We start from the raw sequence: 23,190 nt of genomic DNA on the forward strand, positions 1-23,190 counted from the left end.
CTTGACTCCTTATCGATTATTTTCTTCAAATTCTTTCATAAATGCGACAAGTTTTTCAACACCTTCATATGGCATTGCATTGTAAATAGAAGCACGAATTCCCCCTACAGAACGATGACCTTTTAAATTTGTCATGCCTGCTTCGATACTTTCTTTAACAAACTTCGCATCTAAATCTTTATTTGGTGTTGTAAAAGTCACATTCATAAGTGATCTATTTTCTTTATCACTATGTGCTTTATAGAAAGTCGATTGATCTAAATAGTCATAAACTAATTTAGCTTTCTTTTCATTTCTTTCTTTCATAACTTCTAATCCACCTAAAGAATCAATCCATTCAAGAACAAGTCCTAAAACATAAATTGCATAAGCTGGTGGTGTGTTATACATTGAATCATTTTTGATCATCAATTTATAATCTAATAAAACAGGTGTTGTTTGGGCAACATCTTGAAGTAAATCTTCACGAATAATTGCTACTCCTAATCCAGCAATTCCCATGTTCTTTTGAGCACCCGCATAAATCATCCCATATTTACTTACATCTACTGGTTTTGATAAAATATTAGATGACATATCCGCAATAATTGGTACGCCATTTGTTTCAGGAACATATTTCCATTCTGTTCCATAAATTGTGTTATTGGCACAGATGTGTAAGTAAGATGCATCTTTAGATAAATCTAATTCATCTTGTGTTGGAATATGTTTAAAATCATAGCTACTACCATCATAAACAATATGAATATCCCCATATTTTTTTGCTTCTGCAGCTGCTTTTTTACTAAAAGCACCTGTAATCGCATAATCAGCTTTCCCATTCTTTAAAAGATTTAAAGGAACCATTGAAAATTGTTGAGTTGCTCCCCCTTGAATAAAAACAATTTTATAATTGTCAGGAACATTCATCACTTTCTTTAATAATCCTTTTGTTTTTTCAAAGATATCTAAGTAGGAAGAGGATCTATGACTCATCTCCATTACAGACATACCACTGCCTTCATAATTCAACATTTGTTTTGCTGCTTTTTCAAGTACAGCAACAGGCAACATTGAAGGACCTGCTGAGAAATTGTAAACTCTTTTTTCGGTCATATATAAAACCTTCCTTTCTTATTTGTATTGCTAACATTATATTGTATACAATTTTGTTTGTCTAGTGAAATTGTATAAAATCATACAATTTATAATTTATTATCAAAGAGATAAAAAAATATAAGCAAAAAGACAGATTACTCTGCCTTATATATATGCCAAACAAAAAGAATCATGCCAATCATTAAAGATACCATTGCCACAATCAAATAAGAATCAATACTTATAGATGAAATAGGAATATTTAACATCTTAATATAAAAAGATTTTGATATTTCAATTAATCCTATCATCATATAATCAATCAAGCCTTTTACTAAAAGAACTATTGAAAAAACCAAAGAAAAACCTGATTTATTTAAATTATATAATCTAAAAAAACATAACAATATCCACAATAAAATAATTATTCTAAAAAATATTGATTGCATAATCGAATAAATAAAAACAAAGATTTTTGAAAAATAACTTAACTTATTTTTCATACGATGAATCATTTTATTCCAAAACTGATTTTGTTTTAAAATATTCATAATTTGTTTTTCTTCAATAGATATATTCAATTCATCTTTGATCATTTTTTTACATGATGTAGAAAATTTTTGTAATTCTTTTTGATCTAATTTTATTTTATTTTTATTGGTATTTCGCATAGATTGATCAAAAGCATATCTATTTAATTGATAAAGAGCATCACTCTTTTTTATTTTATTTTGTAACTGATTTATTTGTTGAAAATTTGCATCTGTTTCTTCGTCTATAATTAAATCAATAATTTGATTGACAATAAGTGAATTAATATAATTATCACTGATTGTCTTTACACAAATTGTTTGAAATGTCATGGAAACCGTTAGTAGACACATTAAAACGACAACAACAATACAAGTTTTTAATTGTCTCTTTTTTTGCATTAAACTCACCTTATTTTTATTATACCTAATAATACAAAAAAAGAAACTGTTCTTTAAAGATGTAAAAAACAATTTCTATCATGATGATTATAAATCCCAATTGCTTCTAAATAAGAATAGATTGTAATACTTCCTACAAATGACATGCCTTTTTTCTTTAAATCCTTAGAAATTTGATCTGATAACGTACTCGTTGTTTCATTCTCTTTTTTTTCATAAATAATTTTATCATTTGTATAAGCCCATAAATATTTAGAAAAAGAACCATATTCTTTCTGTATTTCAATAAATATTTGTGCATTTTTAACTGCCGCTTTAATTTTTCTAGAATTACGAATGATTTTTGGATTATTCATTAACTCATTTATTTTGCAATCATCATACATTGCTATTTTATTAACATCAAATTGATCAAAAGCCTCTTTAAAAGCTTCTCTTTTATGTAAAATAGTGATCCAAGAAAGCCCTGCTTGAAATGTTTCTAATAAAAACATTTCATACAATTTTTGATCATCATAAACAGGTTTTCCCCATTCATGATCATGATAATCAATATAAAGAGGATCATCATTGACCCATGAACATCTATGCATTTTTAACCTTTCTAAAATCAGTTAATTCAATTTGATACTCTTTAAGCCAATCTTTTAACCATGATGAACATAGAAAATCACATTCCATTGCCCTAATAAGCGTAAAAGATGAATGTGTTAGAATATATTGATCTAAATACCCTGGATGGAAAACCATCACGGATACATCATGATTTCTAATAAATTCTAAACTGTTTTCAATATATTCTTTTGGATCATAAAGCATTTGTTCATTAAGCTTGGCCATTGCAATACCATAAATATTATTTTCTTTTTCAAACTCTTGATCAAATAAAACATTTTCATAAAAAAGACCATATTTTTTAGCCACATTTCTTAAAGCTATAAAAAAGTTTTGTGAAATAACAGCATGACATTCAAAATAATCAGGATCTTTTCCAGTGATTTCTTTAAAACGTAAATATTGTGCTTCAATTTCCATCTCAGCTTCTTCAATAACTACTGTATCTTCTTTTCTACTTCTAATTTCTCTTGATGAACAAAATTCACCATTTTCTTGAACTAAAGATGGTATAAGCTTAGGATCAGTTAAGGGTCTTCCCGCACAAATATTTGTATGTTGCCCTAAAGCAATATCAAAATCTTTTACAAGTTCATACCCATGGTTTGCATGTTCCATATTTGTCATCATCCCAACACTTGTAATAACACCCTCTTTAACTGCTTTATAAATTCCTAAATTGACTGCTTCACTAAATCCTAAATCATCAGCTCTCATAATCAATTTCATACTTTTGTCTCCTTTTCCTATCTTTAAGATAACTTTTAGCTTTCGCATATGTTTTTATATTTTTTTCTTTAATTATTCTAATATGTTGAATAACATCTTTATTTAAAACAATACTTCTTTCTTTATGATAAGGATTAATGATAATTCCATCAAGTTTATCTTGATTTAAACACATTCTAGAATAATCATCAAAACTATAAACTGAACCTTTTTTATTTTTACATTTTTGATCTTTATTCATTTCTAATTGACTTGTATAAATTGGATAATATTTTTTATCATTTATTTGATAAATAGGAAAATCTTGATAATCAAATACAGCTAAAAAATAAGCTCTTGTCGCAAGTTGTTCAAATAAAATATCTAAATAATCATAGTGTTGACGATTAACTTGATCTAATAAAAATTGAAGATAAGGATTATAAACTTCTTCTCGAGAAGAAGCTAAATGATTATTTTTATTCGTAAAGATATACCCTTGATCTATTTCTTCTTGAAAACGTTGATCAATCAATAATGCATAATAATTTTGCTTAGAATCTACTTCTATCCATTCTTGAATCTCTACTTTTTCTTCATAACCATAAGGACCTATCAAAAATAAAGAATCTAATTTTTGTATAATTCCATCAACTATTCCTAAAACAAACAATTCACCATTTTTATGTTTATAAATTCCTTCAACACAAAAAGAAAAGTACTCCTCTTTTTCAATTTTACTTTCTTTCTTAAATAATTTCATAGCATCACACCCTTTAACTATTATATTTATTTTATTTGTATTTTACATGAACTTTAGATACGCTTTTAAAACTTTTAAATGGGCAGTTGATAAAGGTAAAGCCTCTATTTCCTCTAAAGTATACATTCCTTCTATTTCATGTTCTAAAACAAAATGATAAACATGCATAAACCATGTACGATGACTAAAAACATGTTTAATATCTTTAATATGTGCTTGAATTATTAAATCTTGATGATACTTTTCTTGAAAAGAAGAAACAAAACTATAGGGACTTTCAACATCATATTGTACAAAACCATAAAAATTTTCTAATAATCCTCCTGGTGGATTTTGAATAAGTAAATATTTATCTTGATAAGTGATGATTCCTGTAATATAACTTATCTCTTGTTTTTTTATTTTTTTTATATTAATAGGTAAAACATCCGTTTGTTTATTTTTAAAAGCTAAACATTCTTTTTGAATCGGACAACGAGAACAAAGTGGATGGACAGGTTTACAAATCGTTGCTCCTAAATCCATCATTCCTTGATTAAAAGCAGAAGCATCTTGATTTAAAATCAATTCTTGAACTATTTGATAGATTTTCTTTTGTACTTTTGTTTCTGCTATATTTTCTTTAAGCAAATAATAACGACTGATAATTCTTAAAACATTGCCATCTACAGCTGGAACTTGCTTTCCATAAGCAATTGAACTAATAGCACCGGCAGTATATTCTCCAATTCCTTTTAAAGATAAAATATCATTATATTCATAAGGAAATTTCCCTTGATATTTTTCAACAATTATTTGAGCACTTTCATGTAAATGCTTCGCACGTCGATAATATCCTAAACCTTCCCACATTTTATAGACTTCTTCTAAAGAAGCACTGGCAAGTTCTTCAATTGTAGAAAAGTTTTCTAGAAAACGCTCATAATAAGGGATAACTGTTTCTGTCGTTGTTTGTTGTAACATAATTTCACTGATCCAAATATGATATGGATCTTGGTCTTTTCTCCAAGGAAAGTCTCTTTTATTTTGTTGATACCATTGTATTAATTGTTTTTGCATTCTTTTCACCTTTATTTATTTTAAAGGATATTATTTCTTTTGAAAAGAAAAATATGGCTTTCGCCATATTTAAAGTAACATTAATAATGTTCCACCAACAAGAATCAAAAATCCAATTAATGATTTCTTATTTAATTTTAATAAAAGACCACCTTTCTCATACTAAGCAGACAAAAATTGTTTTTCATAAGCAAGTACAGAATTTGTTATTTGTTTAAAAGTAACAGGTGTTGACATACTAATATACTTTTTCACTTTATCCATAATTCTTTTACCTGAATATCGATGATTTATTCTCCATTCTTGTTCGGATAAGAATAATGGTAAATCACGTTTTTTAACTAATCTATATAAGTGATTGATATTTGATTGAATATTTCCTGTAAAAGTATTCAACCACTTTAATTTATGATTTTCCTTTGTATAATCTACAACACTGTTTTCTAACTGTGCTAATTTATTTAAGCAAAAAAATGCTTTATCTCTATCACAGTTGATTACTATAGTTGGGTCAAACAAACATTTTTCTTTGAGATATTCTTCGATAGGTTCACCTTTATAGTTCGGTAAAGTATGAAGCTTAACATATTGGGGATAGTTGTTATCTTCTAAAGTAGACAATATTAAAAGCGTTGGTTGCTTATTTTCAGAGTCTTTCCCACGTTTTCCTTTATGATGTCCACCAATTTCAAGAATATCGATTTCATAAAATGAGCTTTGTAAAATCTTAGAATTATTACTTTCAGCCATCAAAATTCTACATTTTTTACTAAATTTACGTGCAGTTTTCACATTAGCATCCATGTAATTAGCCAATTGATTTCCATTAACTCCATTATTGGAATTAAAGAAAACATATAAGCCAATAAGAATTTTAAGCAAAGATAGATTAGAATCCTGAAAAATAGTATTAGCTAATAAAGAATGTTGATGTCCACATTTTTTACAAATGAGGAGATAGCCATTCTTAACATTCTTTCTTTTGACTAAGTAATAATCATGACAATCACATTTATCGCAAGACAAGCCAGTAGGCCATTTTAAATTCAAAAAGAAATTAATTTGTCGATCTTCTTGACCAAATTGATTAATAAAGTCAACTAAAGAAATTTTTTTAGGTTTTACAGTACTCTAGTTATATCCTCAACTTTCTATTTTGATTACAAATATATTGTAGAACAAAATAGTAAATGAAGCTGCTTATTCAACTCTTTTAACACCTAAATACTGTAGTTATGAGAAAAGTGGTCTTTTATTTAATATTTTAATATACAAAAAAATCTAACATTTGATTGTTAGATTATTTGATACCATGTGTTGTATTTTCATCATAATGATATGTATCAACCATTTGATGAACTTCTTTTCTAATATTACTATCTTCATCATAAGCCACTTGATAAAGATGATCTAATTGATCAAAGAAATCATGAGATAACTCAATAGGTTTACCAATATGAATCATCTTATTAGGTGTTGTTTGCATACCTTCTTCTTTCATCAACATTTCTTCATACAACTTTTCACCAGGTCTTAGACCGATAAATTTAATTTCAATATCTACATCTGGCTCTAATCCCGATAATTTAATTAAGTTTTTAGCCATATCTAAAATCTTAACAGGTTTTCCCATATCTAAGACAAAGATTTCCCCACCATGAGCATACGCTCCTGCTTGTAATACAAGCGAAACAGCTTCAGGAATCGTCATAAAATAACGAATAATATCAGGATGAGTAATAGTAATTGGCCCTCCATTTTGAATTTGTTTTTTAAATAATGGAATAACTGATCCATTAGATCCTAATACATTTCCAAAACGTACAGCTACAAATTCTGTTTTTGATTTCTTATCAAATGATTGAACAATCATTTCACATAATCTTTTTGAAGCACCCATAATATTGGTTGGGTTAACAGCTTTATCTGTTGAAATTAAAATAAACTTTTTAACTCCGTATTGATCTGCAGCTTTAGCAACATTTAAAGTTCCAAAAACATTATTTTTAATTGCTTCATGTGGTGCATCTTCCATTAAAGGTACATGCTTATGAGCTGCTGCATGATAAACAATATCTGGATGGTAATAAGCAAATAAATCATTGATCTTATTTTGATCTCTAACAGAAGCAATCATTGTTTCTAAATTTAATTTAGGATATTTACGTTGTAATTCTAATTGAATATCATAAGCATTATTTTCATAAATATCTACAATAATTAATTGTTTAGGATGACTCTTAGCAATTTGTCGACATAACTCACTACCAATAGATCCTCCACCACCAGTAACCATGACAACTTTATCTTGAACATATCCCATAATTTCTTCTAAGTTTACTTTAATAGGATCTCTTCCAAGTAAATCTTGAACTTCTACATCTTTTAATTTTTCTAAAGTAATTTCATCATTTAAGAATTGATAAATACCAGGTAATTTTTTTAATTTACATTTAGTTTCTTTACAAATATTTAAAATTTCAGAAACTTCTTTATCATCAATAGAAGGTAAAGCAATATAAATTTCATCTACATGATATTTTTCAGCTTGTTGCAAGATTTCATTTCTTCCTCCAACAACAGGTACATTATGGATTCTTCTTCCTTTTTTAGATAAATCATCATCAATAAAACATACCACTTCTTTATTGATTTTTGGTGTAACTAATGTTTCTCTTAAAATCTTTTCACCAGCTGAACCAGCACCAATAATCATGACACGACTTTCTATATGTTCTCCTCTACCTAATAAATGGTGTCTAGTAGCATATAATCTTAAAAAACGATATCCAAATCTAGCTCCACCAACAAGCATAAGCAAGATAAGTAAATAAAGGAACACCGTACTAATAGGTGGTGTCACCGGACAAATCGTACATAAAATACAATAAAAAATCGTACTTAAAACTGATGCTATAATAACATTTAATAATTCATTGACAGAAGCATATCTCCATAAACTGTCATATAATCTTAATAAGACAAAAAAGATTAAGCTACTTACAATTAAACCACTTAATAAATAATAAGAATATCGTAAAAAGCTTAATTCTATATGACCATTATAATGTCCAAAATAAAAATAACAATAATTATTTTGTTCTTTTTACTAAACGACATTATTTGACACTCAACGACACTATCATTCATTTTTTTGTATTCAAATACTACCATATCAATATCCTTAATACAATTCATTTCTATTGATTTTTCAAACTAATTGATAGATAATATCAATTAGTATTGGAGGAGATTTCATGTCTTTTATTGATATACATGGTCATTATGCTTGGAATATTGATGATGGTATGCCATCTTATGAAGATGCAAGAAAAGCTTTAGAGCTTGCTAGAGAAAATAGAATAAGTGCAATCGTTGCTACACCACATGTAACTCCTGGTGTTCATACTAAAGATGATATTCATGATTTTATTCAAAGAATTGATGATTTAAGAATGCTAGCAACTGAATATAATATTGATATATTAGATGGCTGTGAATTATTTCTTAATCATGATTATCAAAAAGCTCTAGATCAAAATCTTTTTATTCCTATCGAAAACACACAATATGTATTAGTAGAATTTGATGTACGAAAAGAAATAGGAAATGAACAAGAAATAGAAGAAAGATTATATGATGTACAATTTAAAGGTTATACTCCTATTATTGCTCATGTTGAAAGATATTTTAAAAATGGACTAGATATTGAAAGAGTAAATAGTTTTATTGAAAGTGGTTGTATTATTCAAGTAAATGCTACAAGCTTTTTAGGATATCATGGTAAACAAGCTAAAAAAATAGCTTTTCAACTATTAGATGAAGGCTTGATCCATGTAATTGCTACAGATACGCATCGAGCTACTGGTTCTCGAAAACCTTGTTTAAATAAAATATTTTATTTACTTGAAAAAAAATATAATTATCATGCTATTCATACTTTAATGTCAGAAAATCCTTTACATATTTTAAAAAATGAATGGTTAGAACCTGTCTATGCAAGAGAATCATTTTTTAAAAAATTAGCTAAAAAACTTAAATCTAAATAATTCAAAAGGAGTCAACAAAGACTCCTTTTATTTATTCCTATAAAAACTTAAAAAGTAAGCGTCAATTTATAAGCATAGAATAAAAGAAGTTTAACAACTTTTATTGTTTAAACTTCTTTTGTAATTTATTAAAATACTTTTTTCTTTTTTAAGATAATAATTGCTAGTAATGATACCAAACATCCGATTGTAAGTAATTCAACTGGTGTTTGATCACCTGTTTTTGTACTCTTTTGAGTTGTATTTTTGACAACAGTCGTCGTAACATTATTTGTTTTATTGTTTGCATCATCTTTTTTATCAGTCGTTGGTTTTTGATTTGTATTGTCGTCTTTAGAATTATCTACTGTAAATGTTGTTTCAACATTTCCTAATGTAGAAGTAATTTTAATAGTATATTCTCCATTATCTAATGTTTTTAAATATTCTTCACTTAAAATAATGTTTACTTTGTTAGAAACATTTTCAATTGTATAGTATTTTGTATCTAATTCTTTACCATTAACAAATACTTTTAAAACATTTTCTTTAGAAATATTCATTGTAATTTTCAATGGTTTTGAATCTTTAACATCATATTTACTATTTTCACCAGCAATAATTTGTGCTCTTTCTTGAACATTAATTAAAGCTGTTCCAACTTTACCATCAATTTCTGAATATTTAACACTTACTTCTTTTGTATCTTTTGTGATTTTTTCTTTTGGATTTTCAAATACCCAACCTTCAGGTAATTTAATTGTATCTAATGTATCACCAACGAAACCATTTAATTCTAATCCAGATTTTTCTAAATCTTTTTCGAAAACTCTTTCTTCAACTGTAAGTAAAACTTCTCTTCTTGTTCTTGCCTTTGTTGTATTTCCTTTTTCATATACTGTGTAATATAAATTATATGTTCCTGGTTTTAATGATTTTAAGGCTTCTTGATCATCTTTACCTGTACATAATAGTGATACATGTGTATTTCCACCAACATTTGTGAACATTGGTTCATCATTAATAGAGTAATCAACAACAGTTCCTTCATCAACAGTAATACCTGCTAATAAATCTGGCATGTCTCCTTCTGTCATCGTAACATCTTTTTCACCACTAATTTTATAAGCATTTGCATAGAAAGTATCCGCATCTTTTTGTTGTTGTTCATTTCTAGCATAGCGAACATAATCTACTTCAAATTTTGTTCCTGCTAAGTTTTCACCTGCAGCACCAGGCCAAGCTCCACCTAAAGCCAAATTAAATTCAATATATTGCGGTCTATCGATACATTCTAAAGCTCTTTGATCATCACTATAATCAACTGTTCTTACAATTTGATCATCTACATACCATTCAATTTTTCCTTTTGACCAATTGATTCCAAAAACATGATAATCATCATTAAAGATACCACTTGGTAATGTATAACAAGTACCATGTCCAGCATACTTTCCATCATCTTCACCATTAGTACCATAATGAAGTGTTTGATAAACTTGTTTATTACCATTAACCCCACCAGCAGTTCCATTACCAATTAATTCCATGATATCTATTTCACCACTATCAGGCCATCCAATACCTTGAGCAATGTTACCATCTAAATGAAAATCAGAACCTAAGGTCCAAAACGCTGGAAATACTGCTTGACCTTTAGGTAATTTAGCTTTCATTTCAATTCTTCCATATAAGAATTCTTGTTTACCATGAGTTCTTACACTTCCTGAATCATAAATAACTTTTCTTGTTGTATCTCCTTGTGTTACTTCATATTGATCTTCTGTTTTTCTATTTGTTGCTTTAATAACTAAATTTCCATCTTCAAGATAAACATTATCTTTACTATTTGTATAATGTTGTTGTTCTAAACCACGAATATGTCCTAATTCATAACCCCAATTCTTTTTATCTAATTCACTTTCATTAAATTCATCAGCCCATACAAGATTATAATTTTCATCTTCATTTGTCACTTCCGTTAAAGAAACATTATCAACAAATACTTTTCCTTTATATGTAGCATCATTTGTTGATTCAGTCCATTTCATAAAACAAACTGTTAAATCAGTAGAATTTTTACCATTAAAAATACTTTCTTGGTCTCCTGTATCAATATCTAATTCAATATCTTGATATTGTCCTTTATTTTCTTCTGTACATTTTACTGTAATTTCATTGTTATTTACAAGATATTGTGCATTCTTTTTTAAGTTGACAAACATTGTTTGTCCTACTTCTGTTAATTGCACTTTTGCCTTTAGTTTATATTTTGTATTTTTCTTTAAATTAACTGTTTGATAAATATTAGCATTTCCATTATTTTCTGGTAAAAAACCACACCAGCTTCCTTCATATGAACATCCTGGCCATTTTGTAAATCTTGCATTTGTGACTTGCCATGATGTACGACTATTTATTTCATAGCCAGATGAAGGATTTGTTCCATTTTCAAAAGAACCATTTTTAATAAGTTCTCGATCTAATTCAATTAAATCTTGTTTACCATTAGGTAAAACAGTAAGTATAACTGCTCTTCTTGTTGATGGTTTTGTAGAATCAGTACTACTTCTAGCTGTATAGTATAAGTTATATTTACCCGGTTTTAATTTCTTTAAACTTTGTTTATCATTTTTACCTGAACAAACTAAATCAACAGAAGTAAGTCCACCTTTTGATTTAAATGAATATTCATTATCAATTGAATAATCTAAAATACTATCCTGATCAGAAGTCACACCTTCTAATAAATTAGGTGTTTCACCTTCTGTCATTGTCACATCATGTTCACCATTGATTTTGATTGCATTTTCATAGTATTCCTTAGAATCTGCTTTTTGTTGAGCATTTTGACCATAATAAACATAATCAATTTCATATTTTTGCCCTGCAAGATTATCTCCAGCATCTCCAGCCCAGTTTCCACCAGTTGCTAGATTCATTTGAATATATTGTGGTCTGTTAAAACATCTTTTATATTCTTCATTATTGCTATAATCAATAGATCCTACAATTTTATTATCAACATAAAATTCCATTTTATTTTTAGACCAATTAAGACCAAAAATATGATAATCATCATTAAAGATGCCTTTTGGTAATGTATATGTTGAAATAGATTTTGAATGATCTACATCTGCAGCTGAACCAGCATGTAAAGTTTGATAAACTTTCTTATTGCTTTTTCCATTTAAGTCTTCATTTTCTGCACCAATCATTTCCATGATATCGATTTCACCGCAAACTGGCCACGAAGCACCTTGTTCACTGCTAATTCTACCATCTAACGTAAAATCTGAACCTAATGTCCAAAAAGCAGGGAAAGCACCTTTTCCTTTAGGAAGTTTTGCTTTCATTTCAATTCTTCCATATAAAAATTCTCTTTTCCCATGAGTTCTAATACTTCCTGAATTATAAATAACTTGTCTATTGCCTCTAGGATTTTTATATTGATCTTCTTTATCTCTATTAGTTACTTGTAAAACTAATTGTCCATCTTTTACATAAACATTTTCTGGATCATTTACATAATGTTCTTGTTCAACACCTCTTATTGAACCTAATTCATAATCCCAATTTGAAGTATCTAATTGACCTTTATTAAAATCATCAGCCCAAACCATTTCATATTGATCATCTTCTGAAGCATTGCTTACTTCTTTAACGGATACATCATCGATCCACACTTCTTCTTGAATAATATCTTGGTTACCATTTTCTTCTGTCCATTTAATAAAAGCAATAGATCCAGAAGTATTTTCACCTGAATTAAAAGTAAATTCTATATCTTGATATTGACCTGCTTTATCTTCTGATGAAGAAATCGTCGTTTCAATCGTTTTTCCATTATTATCTTTTAATCCTGCACTTAATTGACCATTTTTTACTGCTAAAAATACTTGACCTTTCGCATTAGAAATTTTTACTTTTCCTTTAACAACATAATCTGTATTTTTCTTAAAACTTACTACTTGATAAACTGCTGCATTATTAGAATTTGATGATAACTTTCCATAATAATTTCCATTATCATTTCCAAATGTACCTGTTCCTGTTTTTTTCCATGAACCACCATTATTATCAAACCCACCATTTGTAATTAAATCACTTTTACGTTCTAATTCGATTAAATCATGTTCATGTGCAACACCGGTTTCTTGACTTGGTGTTTCAGCAAAGATCGTTGCTGAATACGAACTAAGCATTGACATTGATGTCAATATTGATAAAACAACTTTACTTATTTTTTTGTTTTTCATAAAATTTTCCCTTTCTCTTGTTGTTACCGCTTCCATTAGAGTATTATCGCATAATTTTAGTAAAAGTCAATCTATTATTTATTATTTATAACTATTTTTTTACTAAAATAAATTCTAATGGGCTATTTTATAAAATTTTATATCAAATAAGTTCGATTGTTCTTTAGTAAATACATTATATTTTTATTTTCTTTTAGTAAAAAAGAACTCCCGTTTGGAAGTTCCTCTATATTATAATTCTTCACCATTAGAAGCAATAACTTTCTTATACCAATCATAAGAATCTTTTTTGCTTCTTTCTAATGTTCCATTACCTTCATTATCTCTATCTACATAGATAAATCCGTAACGTTTTTTCATTTCACCTGTTGTAAATGAAACACAGTCAATACATCCCCAAGGAGTGTATCCCATTAAATCAACACCATCTTCTTCAACAGCTTTTTTCATTTCTTCGATATGAGCTCTTAAGTAATCAATACGATATGGATCATGGCATGAACCATCTTCTTCTTTAACATCAATTGCTCCAAAACCATTTTCTACAATAAATAATGGTTTTTCATATCTTTCATAGAACATATTTAATGCATATCTTAATCCTTCTGGATCAATAGCCCATCCCCAATCTGATTCTTTAATATATGGGTTTTTAACTGAATGTTCACTTGAACCATCTGTTGATTTTGAAACATCTTTTGTGACTGTTGAATCTACAACATTTGTCATATAATAACTAAAGCCAATATAATCAACAGTACCTTCAGCTAATGCTTTTTTATCTTCTTCAGTGATATCAATATTGAATCTTTTTCTTTCAAACATTTTTAAAGCATAAGCAGGATAATGTCCACGGCATTGTACATCGCAGAAGAAGAAACGATTATGCATTTGTTGTTGTGCTAATACTTGATCGGCTGGACGACAACTAAATGGATAAATTGGAACCATTGCAATCATATTTCCAATTTTGAAATCAGGATTGATTTCTTTACCAATTTTTACTGCTTTAGCAGATGCTACTAATGTATGATGTCCACAGATATACATTGCTTCTTCTGGATTATCATAGTTTCCAAAATGAGCTCCACTGTTTGTCCAACCAAAGATATCGTTTTTAAAGTTCATTTGGTTATTGATTTCATTGAAAGTCATCCAATATTTAACTTTGTTTTTATATCTTTTGAAACATACTTCTGCAAATTTAACAAAGAAATCAATTGTTTTACGGTTCATAAATCCACCGTATTCTTTAGCTAAATGATAAGGCATTTCAAAATGTGATAATGTAATAACAGGTTCAATACCATATTTTAATAATTCATCAAAAACATCATCATAGAATTGTAATCCTTCTTCATTAGGTTCTTCTTCATCCCCTAATGGGAAAATTCTTGTCCATGCAATTGATGTTCTAAAACATTTAAATCCCATATCCGCAAACATAGCGATATCTTCTTTATAATGTCCATAAAAATCAATTCCTACATGATTAGGATAATATTTACCTTCTACCACACCATCAGTGATTTCTCTAGGTACTCCATGTGCTCCTGCTGTCATAACATCCGCTACAGAATATCCTTTAGAAGTATTTAATACTCCTCCTTCAAATTGGTGAGCAGCTAACGCTCCACCCCATAAAAAGTCTTTTTGTAAAGCCATATACTACCTCCGTCTTCTTTTTTATCATTATACCATAAGGTTATAAATCTATAAAATATTCTCTTATCATTTAAACCAACATTTACAAAAATCAGCTTATAAAAGTAATCATTGTAAATAATATTTACAAAAAAAGCTAGAGAATATTCTCTAACTTTTAGCCCTCGAGAATATCCCAAGGTTTTCTATCAATGATTGTGAGTATATTTTGATATCCTATAAATTAGAATACCCCATTAAATCTTCATCAACTGCACGTGCCACTTCACGTCCTTCTCTAATTGCCCAAACAACTAAAGATTGACCTCTACGCATATCACCAGCAACATACAATTGTTTTTGATTTGTTTGGTAATTTTCATCTGCCACATTTCCTCTTGGTGTAAGTTTTACATCAAAAGCTTTAGCAACATAATCTTCGCAGCCTACAAATCCTGCAGCAATTAAAACAATATCTGCATCTAATGTTTTTTCGCTTCCTTTAACAGGAACCATTTGCATGCGACCTTCTACTTGTTTTGATTCAAGTGAGACAATAACGACTTGTTTTACATTTCCTTTATCATCTTTAATAAACTCTTTAACAGTTGTTTGATAAAGACGAGGATCATGTCCAAAGACAGCAATAGATTCATTTTGTCCATAATCTGTCTTTTTCACACGTGGCCATTCAGGCCATGGATTTGAATCCAAACGTTCATGAGGTGGTTCTGGCATCATTTCTAATTGAATAACTGCTTTACATCCTAAACGAATAGCTGAACCAACACAATCATTACCAGTATCTCCACCACCAATAACAAGTACATTTTTACCTTTTGTTTCAACAAAAGTTTGATCTTCTAATTGACTATTAAGTAATGATTTAGTAATTCCAGTTAAATAATCAACAGCAAAGTAAATACCTTTAGCATCTCTCCCTGGTGCTTTAATATCTCTAGCTTTTTTACTACCACAAGCAAGAATAACACGATCAAATTCTTTATATAATTGTTGAACTTGTTTTTTATTTTCAATACCGGCATTTGTTTTAAAAACAACACCTTCTTCTTCCATTAATTCAATACGACGATCAATAATATGTTTTTCAAGTTTCATGTTAGGAATACCATACATTAATAGCCCTCCTAAACGATCTTCTCTTTCAAAGACTGTTACTTGATAACCTCTTTTATTTAATTGATCGGCTGCTGCAAGTCCTGAAGGGCCTGACCCAATAATTGCTATTTTTTTATCAATACGATGTTTAGGTGGATGGGGTTGCATCCAATTGGAAGCATAAGCTGTTTCAATAATTGCATTTTCATTTTCTCTTACGGTAACGGGATTTCCATTTAATCCACAAGTACATGCTGCTTCACATAAAGCAGGACATACTCTTGATGTGAATTCTGGAAAATTATTTGTTTTTAAAAGTCTTTTTAAAGCGGCTTTATAATTTTTATGGAAAATTAAATCATTCCATTCAGGTATCAAGTTGTTTAGTGGACAACCTGATACCATTCCTTGAATCATTTTTCCATTTTGACAGAAAGGAACTCCACAATCCATGCAGCGAGCTCCTTGGCATGATTGTTCATCACGAGATAATGGTTTATGAAATTCATTAAAGTTCTTAATACGTTTTAATGGTTCAACTTCTGTTGATACTTGTCTTTCTATTTCTAAAAATCCTGTTGGCTTTCCCATAATCTACATTCCTTTCTTAAAAGCATTGAATGCTTCTACTTTTGCTTGTTCATTTGTAAGTCCTTGTTGTTCAAATGAACTAATAAGTGACATCATACGTTTATAATCATGAGGAACAACTTTTTTGAAGTGTGCAACTTCATTTCCAAAGTCATCTAAAATCTTTTTCGCAACATTTGAATTTGTATATTGATAATGTTTTTGAATCATTTCTTTTAATTGATCTTCATCATAACGTGATTTCACATTTTTATATTCTACAAGTTCTTTATTGACATGTTCATAGAATGTATTATCTGGATCATAGACATAAGCAATACCTCCAGACATACCAGCAGCAAAGTTACGCCCTGTTTTTCCTAAAACAACAACCATACCACCTGTCATATATTCAAGACCATGATCTCCAATACCTTCAACAACGGCATGTGCTCCTGAGTTACGTACGGCAAATCTTTCACCAGCAACTCCATTGATATAAACTTCACCAGATGTTGCTCCATATAAAGCAACGTTACCAATGATAATATTATCTTCTGGTTTAATTGTTGAATCTTTTGGTGGTACCACAATTAATTTACCACCTGATAGGCCTTTTCCAAAGTAGTCATTACTATCTCCATAAAGATGTAATGTTAAACCTTGAGGAATGAAAGCACCAAATGATTGACCACCTGCTCCATAGCAGTTAACTTTGAAAGTATCTTCTTCTAATGATGTTCCATATTTCTTCGTAATTTCTGATCCAAAGAGTGTTCCAAATGAACGATCGATATTTGTAACATGGACATCAATTTCTTTACCTTGATGTTTATCTAAAGCTTCTTTAAATTGTTTATAAAGAACTGTTGTATCTTTGACTTCATTTAATTTGAAATCATATTCATTATTTTTTTCATGACGACTATGTTTATTAGATGTAAATGGATTATTTAAGATTTTTGATAAATCAATATTTTCAACATCATCCTTAGGTTCTAATAAATCACTACGACCAACCATTTCATCAACTGTTTTGAATCCAAGCTGAGCCATATATTCTCTTAATTCTTGAGCAATGAAACGCATAAAGTTTTCAACATATTCAGGTTTGCCTTTAAAACGTTTTCTTAAAATAGGATTTTGTGTAGCAACCCCTACTGGACATGTATCTAAGTTACATACTCTCATCATAACGCAGCCCATTGTTACAAGTGGTGCTGTCGCAAAACCAAATTCTTCTGCTCCAAGTAAAGTAGCAATTGCGAGATCTCTACCTGTCATGAGTTTACCATCTGTTTCAATAACAACACGACTTCTTAAATCATTCATGATCAATGTTTGATGAGCTTCTGCTAAACCTAATTCCCATGGAAGACCTGCATTATAAACTGAGTTTTTAGGAGCAGCCCCTGTCCCTCCATCATATCCTGAAATAAGGATAACACCAGCACCTGCTTTAGCAACACCGGCAGCAACTGTTCCAACACCAGCTTCTGATACAAGTTTAACTGAAATACGTGCTTCTTTATTAGCGTTCTTTAAGTCATAAATCAATTGTGCTAGGTCTTCAATTGAATAAATATCATGATGTGGTGGTGGTGAAATTAAGCTAACCCCTGGTGTAGAGTGTCTTGTTTTGGCAACCCATGGATAAACTTTACCACCTGGTAAGTGTCCACCTTCTCCTGGTTTTGCTCCTTGTGCCATTTTAATTTGAATTTCATTGGCACTACATAAGTATTCACTTGTTACTCCAAAACGTCCTGAGGCAACTTGTTTAATAGCTGAACATTTACTATCACCATTAGGAAGTTGTTTAAATCTTTCTGGATCTTCTCCACCTTCACCACTGTTTGACTTACCATGTAATCTATTCATTGCAATCGCCATTGTTTCATGTGCTTCTTTTGAAATTGATCCATAAGACATCGCACCTGTTTTAAATCTTCTAACAATTGATTCCACAGGTTCAACTTCTTCAATTGGAATTGATTTTGTCTTTTTAAATTGCATTAAACCTCTTAAATTAAGATGTGCACCTTCTTCATCAATCATTTTTGAATATTCTTTAAATAATTGATAATCACCTAAACGTGTTGCTTGTTGTAATTTATGAATCGTTGCTGGATTATATAAATGTTCTTCTTTTCCTGATCTTTCTTTATGATCGCCGGCACTGTTTAATGAGATGTCTACATCTAATCCAAGTGGATCATATACTTGATCATGTCTATATTCGACATCTTTTTCAATATCTTTAATTGTTTTTCCTTCAATACGACTTACTGTTTTAGAAAAATATTTATTCACTAAATCACTTGATAAACCGATTGCTTCAAAGTTTTGTGATCCACGATAAGATTGAATTGTACTAATTCCCATTTTAGAAGCAATTTTAACAATACCATGTAAAATACCACTATTATAATCATCAACGGCTGCATAATAATCTTTATCTAATAAACCTTGATCAATTAAATCAAAGATTGTATCTTGTGCTAAATAACCATTGATAGCTGAAACACCATATCCAAGCAATGTCGCATAATGATGTACTTCTCTTGGTTCAGCTGATTCAAGAATTAAAGCTAAACTGTTACGTTTTTTAGTTCTTACTAAATAAGAGTTAACAGCTCCAACAGCTAATAACGAAGGAATTGGTAAATGGTTATCATCTACTGCCCTATCTGATAAAATAACAATATTACATCCTTCATGATAACGTTTATCTACTTCTACAAAAACACGATCAATTGCTTTTTCTAATGAAGTATTTTTAATATATGTAATATTAACTTCACCTACTTTAAAGCCTTCTTTTTTCAAGTTTTTGATTTTTAAAATATCTGTATTACTTAAAATAGGGTGATTGATTTTTAATAAATGACAGTTTTCTGGTTTATCTTCCAACATATTTCCATCTCGACCAATACAAATGCTTGTTGAAGTAATGATTTCTTCACGAATAGCATCGATTGGTGGATTGGTTACTTGTGCAAACAATTGTTTAAAGTAATTAAATAATGGTGGATGTTTTGTTGATAAAGCTGCAATTGGTGTATCATTTCCCATTGCTACAATATTTTCATTACCAGTTAAAGCTAAATTTTTAATATAGTTTGTATCTTCATAACTATAACCATGAATTTTTTGTAATTTAGTTAATTCTTCTCCTTCGTATCTTTCTACTCTAATACTAGGAATTCTCATATCTTTTAAATTAATTAAATTGCTTTCCAACCATTCTCCATAAGGTTGTTTTGTTGCATACGTTTCCTTTAAAACATCATCTTCAATAAGTTCACCTTTAACAGTATCAACTAATAACATTTTTCCAGGTCTTAGTCTTTCTTTTAAAATAATATCTTTAGCTGGAATATCTAATGATCCTACTTCTGAAGATAATACTAAATAATGATCTTTTGTAATGTAATAACGTGATGGTCTTAAACCATTTCTATCTAAGATAGCCCCCATGATGTCTCCATCACTAAATAAGATAGATGCTGGTCCATCCCAAGGTTCCATAAGTGTAGCATTATATTCATAGAAATCTTTTTTTGCTTGTGACATGCTTTTATCATTTTCATAAGGTTCTGGAATACACATCATGACAGCTCTTGGAAGTTCCATACCTGACATTACTAAAAATTCCAATGTATTATCTAACATAGCTGAATCGGAACCATTGACATCAACAACTGGATATATTTTTGAAGTATCCACAACATCTGTTTGCATGTTTTCTTCTCGACAGAACATGTTATTCGCATTTCCTTTAATTGTATTGATTTCACCATTGTGAACAATAAATCTATTAGGATGGGCTCTTTTCCATGATGGCATTGTATTTGTTGAGAAACGTGAATGAACTAAAGCAATGGCACTTTTATAACTTTTATCTTGTAAATCTTTAAAGAATAATCGAAGTTGTTGTACTAAGAACATTCCTTTATAAACAATTGTACGACTTGAAAGTGAACATACATAAGTATCTTCAAATTGACTTTGTTCAAAAATTCTTCTCACTTGATATAATTTTCTATCAAAATCTAAACCACAATTTACGCCATGAGGTTTTTTAATAAATACTTGGACAATATATGGCATGGCATCTAATGCTTTTTTCCCTAAAACACTAGGTACAGTTGGTACAGCACGCCAACCTAAAAATTCTAATCCTTCTTTTTTAACAACTGTTTCAAACATTTTTTTGACACGTAAACGTACTTTTTCATCTTGAGGCATAAAGAACATTCCAACTCCATAATGTCCTTTTTGAGGTAATGTAAAATCTTTAATAATCTTTTGAAAATATTCATCTGGTATTTGTGTTAAGATTCCTACACCATCTCCAGTTTCCCCTGCTGCATCCTTTCCAGCACGATGTTCTAATTGTTCAACGATTTTTAAAGCATCATCTACTGTTTTATAAGTTTTTAATCCTTTGATATTAACAACGGCCCCTATTCCGCAGTTATCATGTTCAAATGACTGATCATATAAACCTACATTTTCTTTGTTCATAAAGGTTCCTCCTTTTTTTGTACAGTTAGAATAGCACATTTAGTAATATGTGTAAAGATTAGCACTTTTTTTATGATTTTCCTAAAAAACAGTTATATTGTATACATTTTTTAATGTTTTATCAATGATTTGATAATCTTTTTTTAGCAAATTAATAAATTTATTTCAAAAGTGAGAAAAATTTTTTTTATTTTTTTTTAATTTATTGGCATTAAATGATAAAAAGAGTAGAATAAATGTAGTATTAATATATGGAAAGAGGAGAAAAATATGGAAGATATGTTTATTGTCGAAACTTCTGCTAGACATATTCACTTAAGTGATAAAGATTTAGCAACTTTATTTGGTGAAGGTCATCAATTAACAAATAAAAAAGATTTATCTCAACCTGGTCAATTCGCTTGTGTTGAAAGAGTAAAAGTAATTGGACCTAAAGGAGAATTAAATATGTCTGTTTTAGGACCTACAAGAAAAGAAACTCAAGTAGAAATTTCTTTAACTGACGCTAGAAGCATTGGTGTTCAAGCATTAATTAGAGAATCAGGAGATATCGAAGGAACTGCTGGATGTAAATTAGTTGGTCCTGCAGGAGAAGTTGAAATTCCTTGTGGCGTGATTGCTGCAAAAAGACATATTCACTTAACACCTGAAGATGCTGAAAAATTTGGAGTAAAAGATAAAGAAATCGTTAAAGTTGAAATTAATACAGATGGACGTTCTTTGATCTTTGGTGATGTTGTTTGTCGTGTAAGCGCTTCATATGCAACAGCTATGCATATTGATACTGATGAAAGTAATGCAGCAGCTTGTGGTAGAGAAGTTTACGGTAAAATCGTTAAATAAGAAAAAGAATGGTTTTAGATATAATTTCTAAAATCATTCTTTTTTTATACCTATAATATCTTACTTCGACAAATTATGATATAATCTTCGTGGGTGATGACATGAAAATATTAGATACTCTTGGAAAGTCAAAAAAGGCTATTGGTGGTGTTATAGCAATTATAGTTTTAGTTATTGCAATCTTTTTTGCAGGTGTTCATTATGCAAGTGGTAGTAACAATGATAAAATTACTTCAACAACCATTAAAAATCAATTAACTGAAATTAATGAGCTTGCACTTTATTCATATGATTATAGCAAAGTAGGAAAATTTTCTAATAAATTATCTTTTAATGGTTGGAAAATTCCTTTAACACAAAAAACTTTTATTATTACATATGATGGATCTATTAAAGCAGGGATTGATTTAAAACAGGCTAAAATAAGTATCGATAATGAGCAATTAAATATTACTTTACCTGCTGCAAAAATTTTAAGTCATGAAATTGATGAAAACTCTATTGAAGTATATGATGAATCATCAAATATTTTTAATCAGATAAGTATTAACGATTATAAATCTTTTGCGACTAAAGAAAAGAAAAAAAATGAAAAAGAAGCTATTTCTAATGGTATTTTAGAAAAGTCTAAAACAAAAGCTGAACAAACCTTAACCACATATCTACAGGCTATTCCAGAAATTAAAGATCATTATAAATTAAATATTACAATTGAAGATGCAAAAACCGATGAGTAACAAACTCGGTATATTAAATTATCCGGTGCTTAGAGGTTCACTCTAAATTATTAGGCGGAGTACCCTCTAAATTCTCGCGGGGATGTGAATCATCCCCTTTTTTGATACAATTTTACTGTCTGGTCCTGATTAAATTATTATTATGAACAACGAATTATTAAAACTATTTGATATCAAGGATGATGTTGTTGAAACATTTACTGTAGATCATAAAGAATCTAATTATGAAATCGATATTAGATTCAAGCCATCTAGATTTTCATGTCCTACATGTGGCAGCACTCATTTCATTAGTAAAGGCAATAA

At 29.3% G+C, this 23,190-nt stretch carries 15 protein-coding genes; 3 read left to right on the top strand and 12 right to left on the bottom strand.

Going from position 1 to position 23,190, the window contains the following annotated elements; genetic code table 11:
• Positions 1 to 9: 9 nt before the first annotated feature.
• The 8 genes from serC to C7U54_RS12150 all read right to left on the bottom strand — a co-directional run bounded on the left by serC (position 10) and on the right by C7U54_RS12150 (position 8,209).
• Complete coding sequence (gene serC / locus C7U54_RS12115; RefSeq protein ID WP_107030472.1) at positions 10 to 1,095, bottom strand: 3-phosphoserine/phosphohydroxythreonine transaminase; 1,086 nt, start codon at positions 1,093 to 1,095, stop codon at positions 10 to 12.
• 137 nt (positions 1,096 to 1,232) lie between these two features.
• Positions 1,233 to 2,009, bottom strand: coding sequence for a hypothetical protein (locus C7U54_RS12120; protein ID WP_107030473.1), 777 nt, complete (start codon positions 2,007 to 2,009; stop codon positions 1,233 to 1,235).
• Positions 2,010 to 2,062: 53 nt separating this feature from the next.
• Positions 2,063 to 2,602 carry a DNA-3-methyladenine glycosylase I gene (locus C7U54_RS12125; RefSeq protein WP_032089481.1) on the bottom strand — a complete coding sequence of 180 codons (540 nt, stop codon included), beginning with the start codon at positions 2,600 to 2,602 and terminating at the stop codon, positions 2,063 to 2,065.
• Positions 2,595 to 3,353, bottom strand: coding sequence for a ChbG/HpnK family deacetylase (locus C7U54_RS12130; RefSeq protein ID WP_022000944.1), 759 nt, complete (start codon positions 3,351 to 3,353; stop codon positions 2,595 to 2,597). The genes C7U54_RS12125 and C7U54_RS12130 overlap by 8 nt, the downstream gene beginning before the upstream one ends.
• Complete coding sequence (locus tag C7U54_RS12135) at positions 3,331 to 4,095, bottom strand: SseB family protein (RefSeq protein ID WP_107030474.1); 765 nt, start codon at positions 4,093 to 4,095, stop codon at positions 3,331 to 3,333. The genes C7U54_RS12130 and C7U54_RS12135 overlap by 23 nt, the downstream gene beginning before the upstream one ends.
• Before the next feature lie 42 nt (positions 4,096 to 4,137).
• The gene (mutY, locus tag C7U54_RS12140; RefSeq protein ID WP_107030475.1) at positions 4,138 to 5,154 is read right to left on the bottom strand and encodes an A/G-specific adenine glycosylase; all 1,017 of its coding nucleotides are present in this window, start codon (positions 5,152 to 5,154) and stop codon (positions 4,138 to 4,140) included.
• A 162-nt stretch (positions 5,155 to 5,316) separates the two neighbouring features.
• Positions 5,317 to 6,180: a transposase gene (locus C7U54_RS14805; protein ID WP_193448618.1), complete on the bottom strand. Its 864-nt coding sequence runs from the start codon at positions 6,178 to 6,180 to the stop codon at positions 5,317 to 5,319.
• Between the two features lie 274 nt (positions 6,181 to 6,454).
• Positions 6,455 to 8,209, bottom strand: coding sequence for a polysaccharide biosynthesis protein (locus C7U54_RS12150; RefSeq protein WP_107030476.1), 1,755 nt, complete (start codon positions 8,207 to 8,209; stop codon positions 6,455 to 6,457).
• Between the two features lie 202 nt (positions 8,210 to 8,411).
• Between C7U54_RS12150 and C7U54_RS12155 the strand changes: the two genes are divergently transcribed.
• Positions 8,412 to 9,203 (top strand): tyrosine-protein phosphatase, encoded by a 792-nt coding sequence (locus C7U54_RS12155; RefSeq protein WP_107030477.1) that lies wholly within the window; start codon positions 8,412 to 8,414, stop codon positions 9,201 to 9,203.
• 128 nt (positions 9,204 to 9,331) lie between these two features.
• Here C7U54_RS12155 and C7U54_RS12160 read toward each other — a convergent pair whose 3' ends face one another.
• From C7U54_RS12160 to gltB, 4 genes are all read right to left on the bottom strand, one after another.
• Positions 9,332 to 13,441 carry a family 16 glycosylhydrolase gene (locus C7U54_RS12160; RefSeq protein WP_162297521.1) on the bottom strand — a complete coding sequence of 1,370 codons (4,110 nt, stop codon included), beginning with the start codon at positions 13,439 to 13,441 and terminating at the stop codon, positions 9,332 to 9,334.
• Positions 13,442 to 13,672: 231 nt separating this feature from the next.
• Complete coding sequence (locus C7U54_RS12165) at positions 13,673 to 15,106, bottom strand: 6-phospho-beta-glucosidase (protein ID WP_107030479.1); 1,434 nt, start codon at positions 15,104 to 15,106, stop codon at positions 13,673 to 13,675.
• 216 nt (positions 15,107 to 15,322) lie between these two features.
• A complete protein-coding gene (locus tag C7U54_RS12170; protein ID WP_022001386.1) occupies positions 15,323 to 16,795 on the bottom strand; it encodes a glutamate synthase subunit beta in 1,473 nt (490 codons plus the stop codon).
• Positions 16,796 to 16,798: 3 nt separating this feature from the next.
• A complete protein-coding gene (gltB, locus tag C7U54_RS12175) occupies positions 16,799 to 21,304 on the bottom strand; it encodes a glutamate synthase large subunit (RefSeq protein WP_107030480.1) in 4,506 nt (1,501 codons plus the stop codon).
• Between the two features lie 270 nt (positions 21,305 to 21,574).
• Between gltB and C7U54_RS12180 the strand changes: the two genes are divergently transcribed.
• A complete protein-coding gene (locus C7U54_RS12180) occupies positions 21,575 to 22,147 on the top strand; it encodes a PduL/EutD family phosphate acyltransferase (protein ID WP_022001384.1) in 573 nt (190 codons plus the stop codon).
• Positions 22,148 to 22,248: 101 nt separating this feature from the next.
• The gene (locus C7U54_RS12185; RefSeq protein ID WP_107030481.1) at positions 22,249 to 22,884 is read left to right on the top strand and encodes a DUF4230 domain-containing protein; all 636 of its coding nucleotides are present in this window, start codon (positions 22,249 to 22,251) and stop codon (positions 22,882 to 22,884) included.
• The last annotated feature ends 306 nt before the right edge of the window (positions 22,885 to 23,190 follow it).

The sequence above is a fragment of the Faecalibacillus intestinalis genome (genome assembly GCF_003024685.1).
GTDB classification, from domain to species: Bacteria; Bacillota_I; Bacilli_A; order Erysipelotrichales; family Coprobacillaceae; genus Faecalibacillus; species Faecalibacillus intestinalis.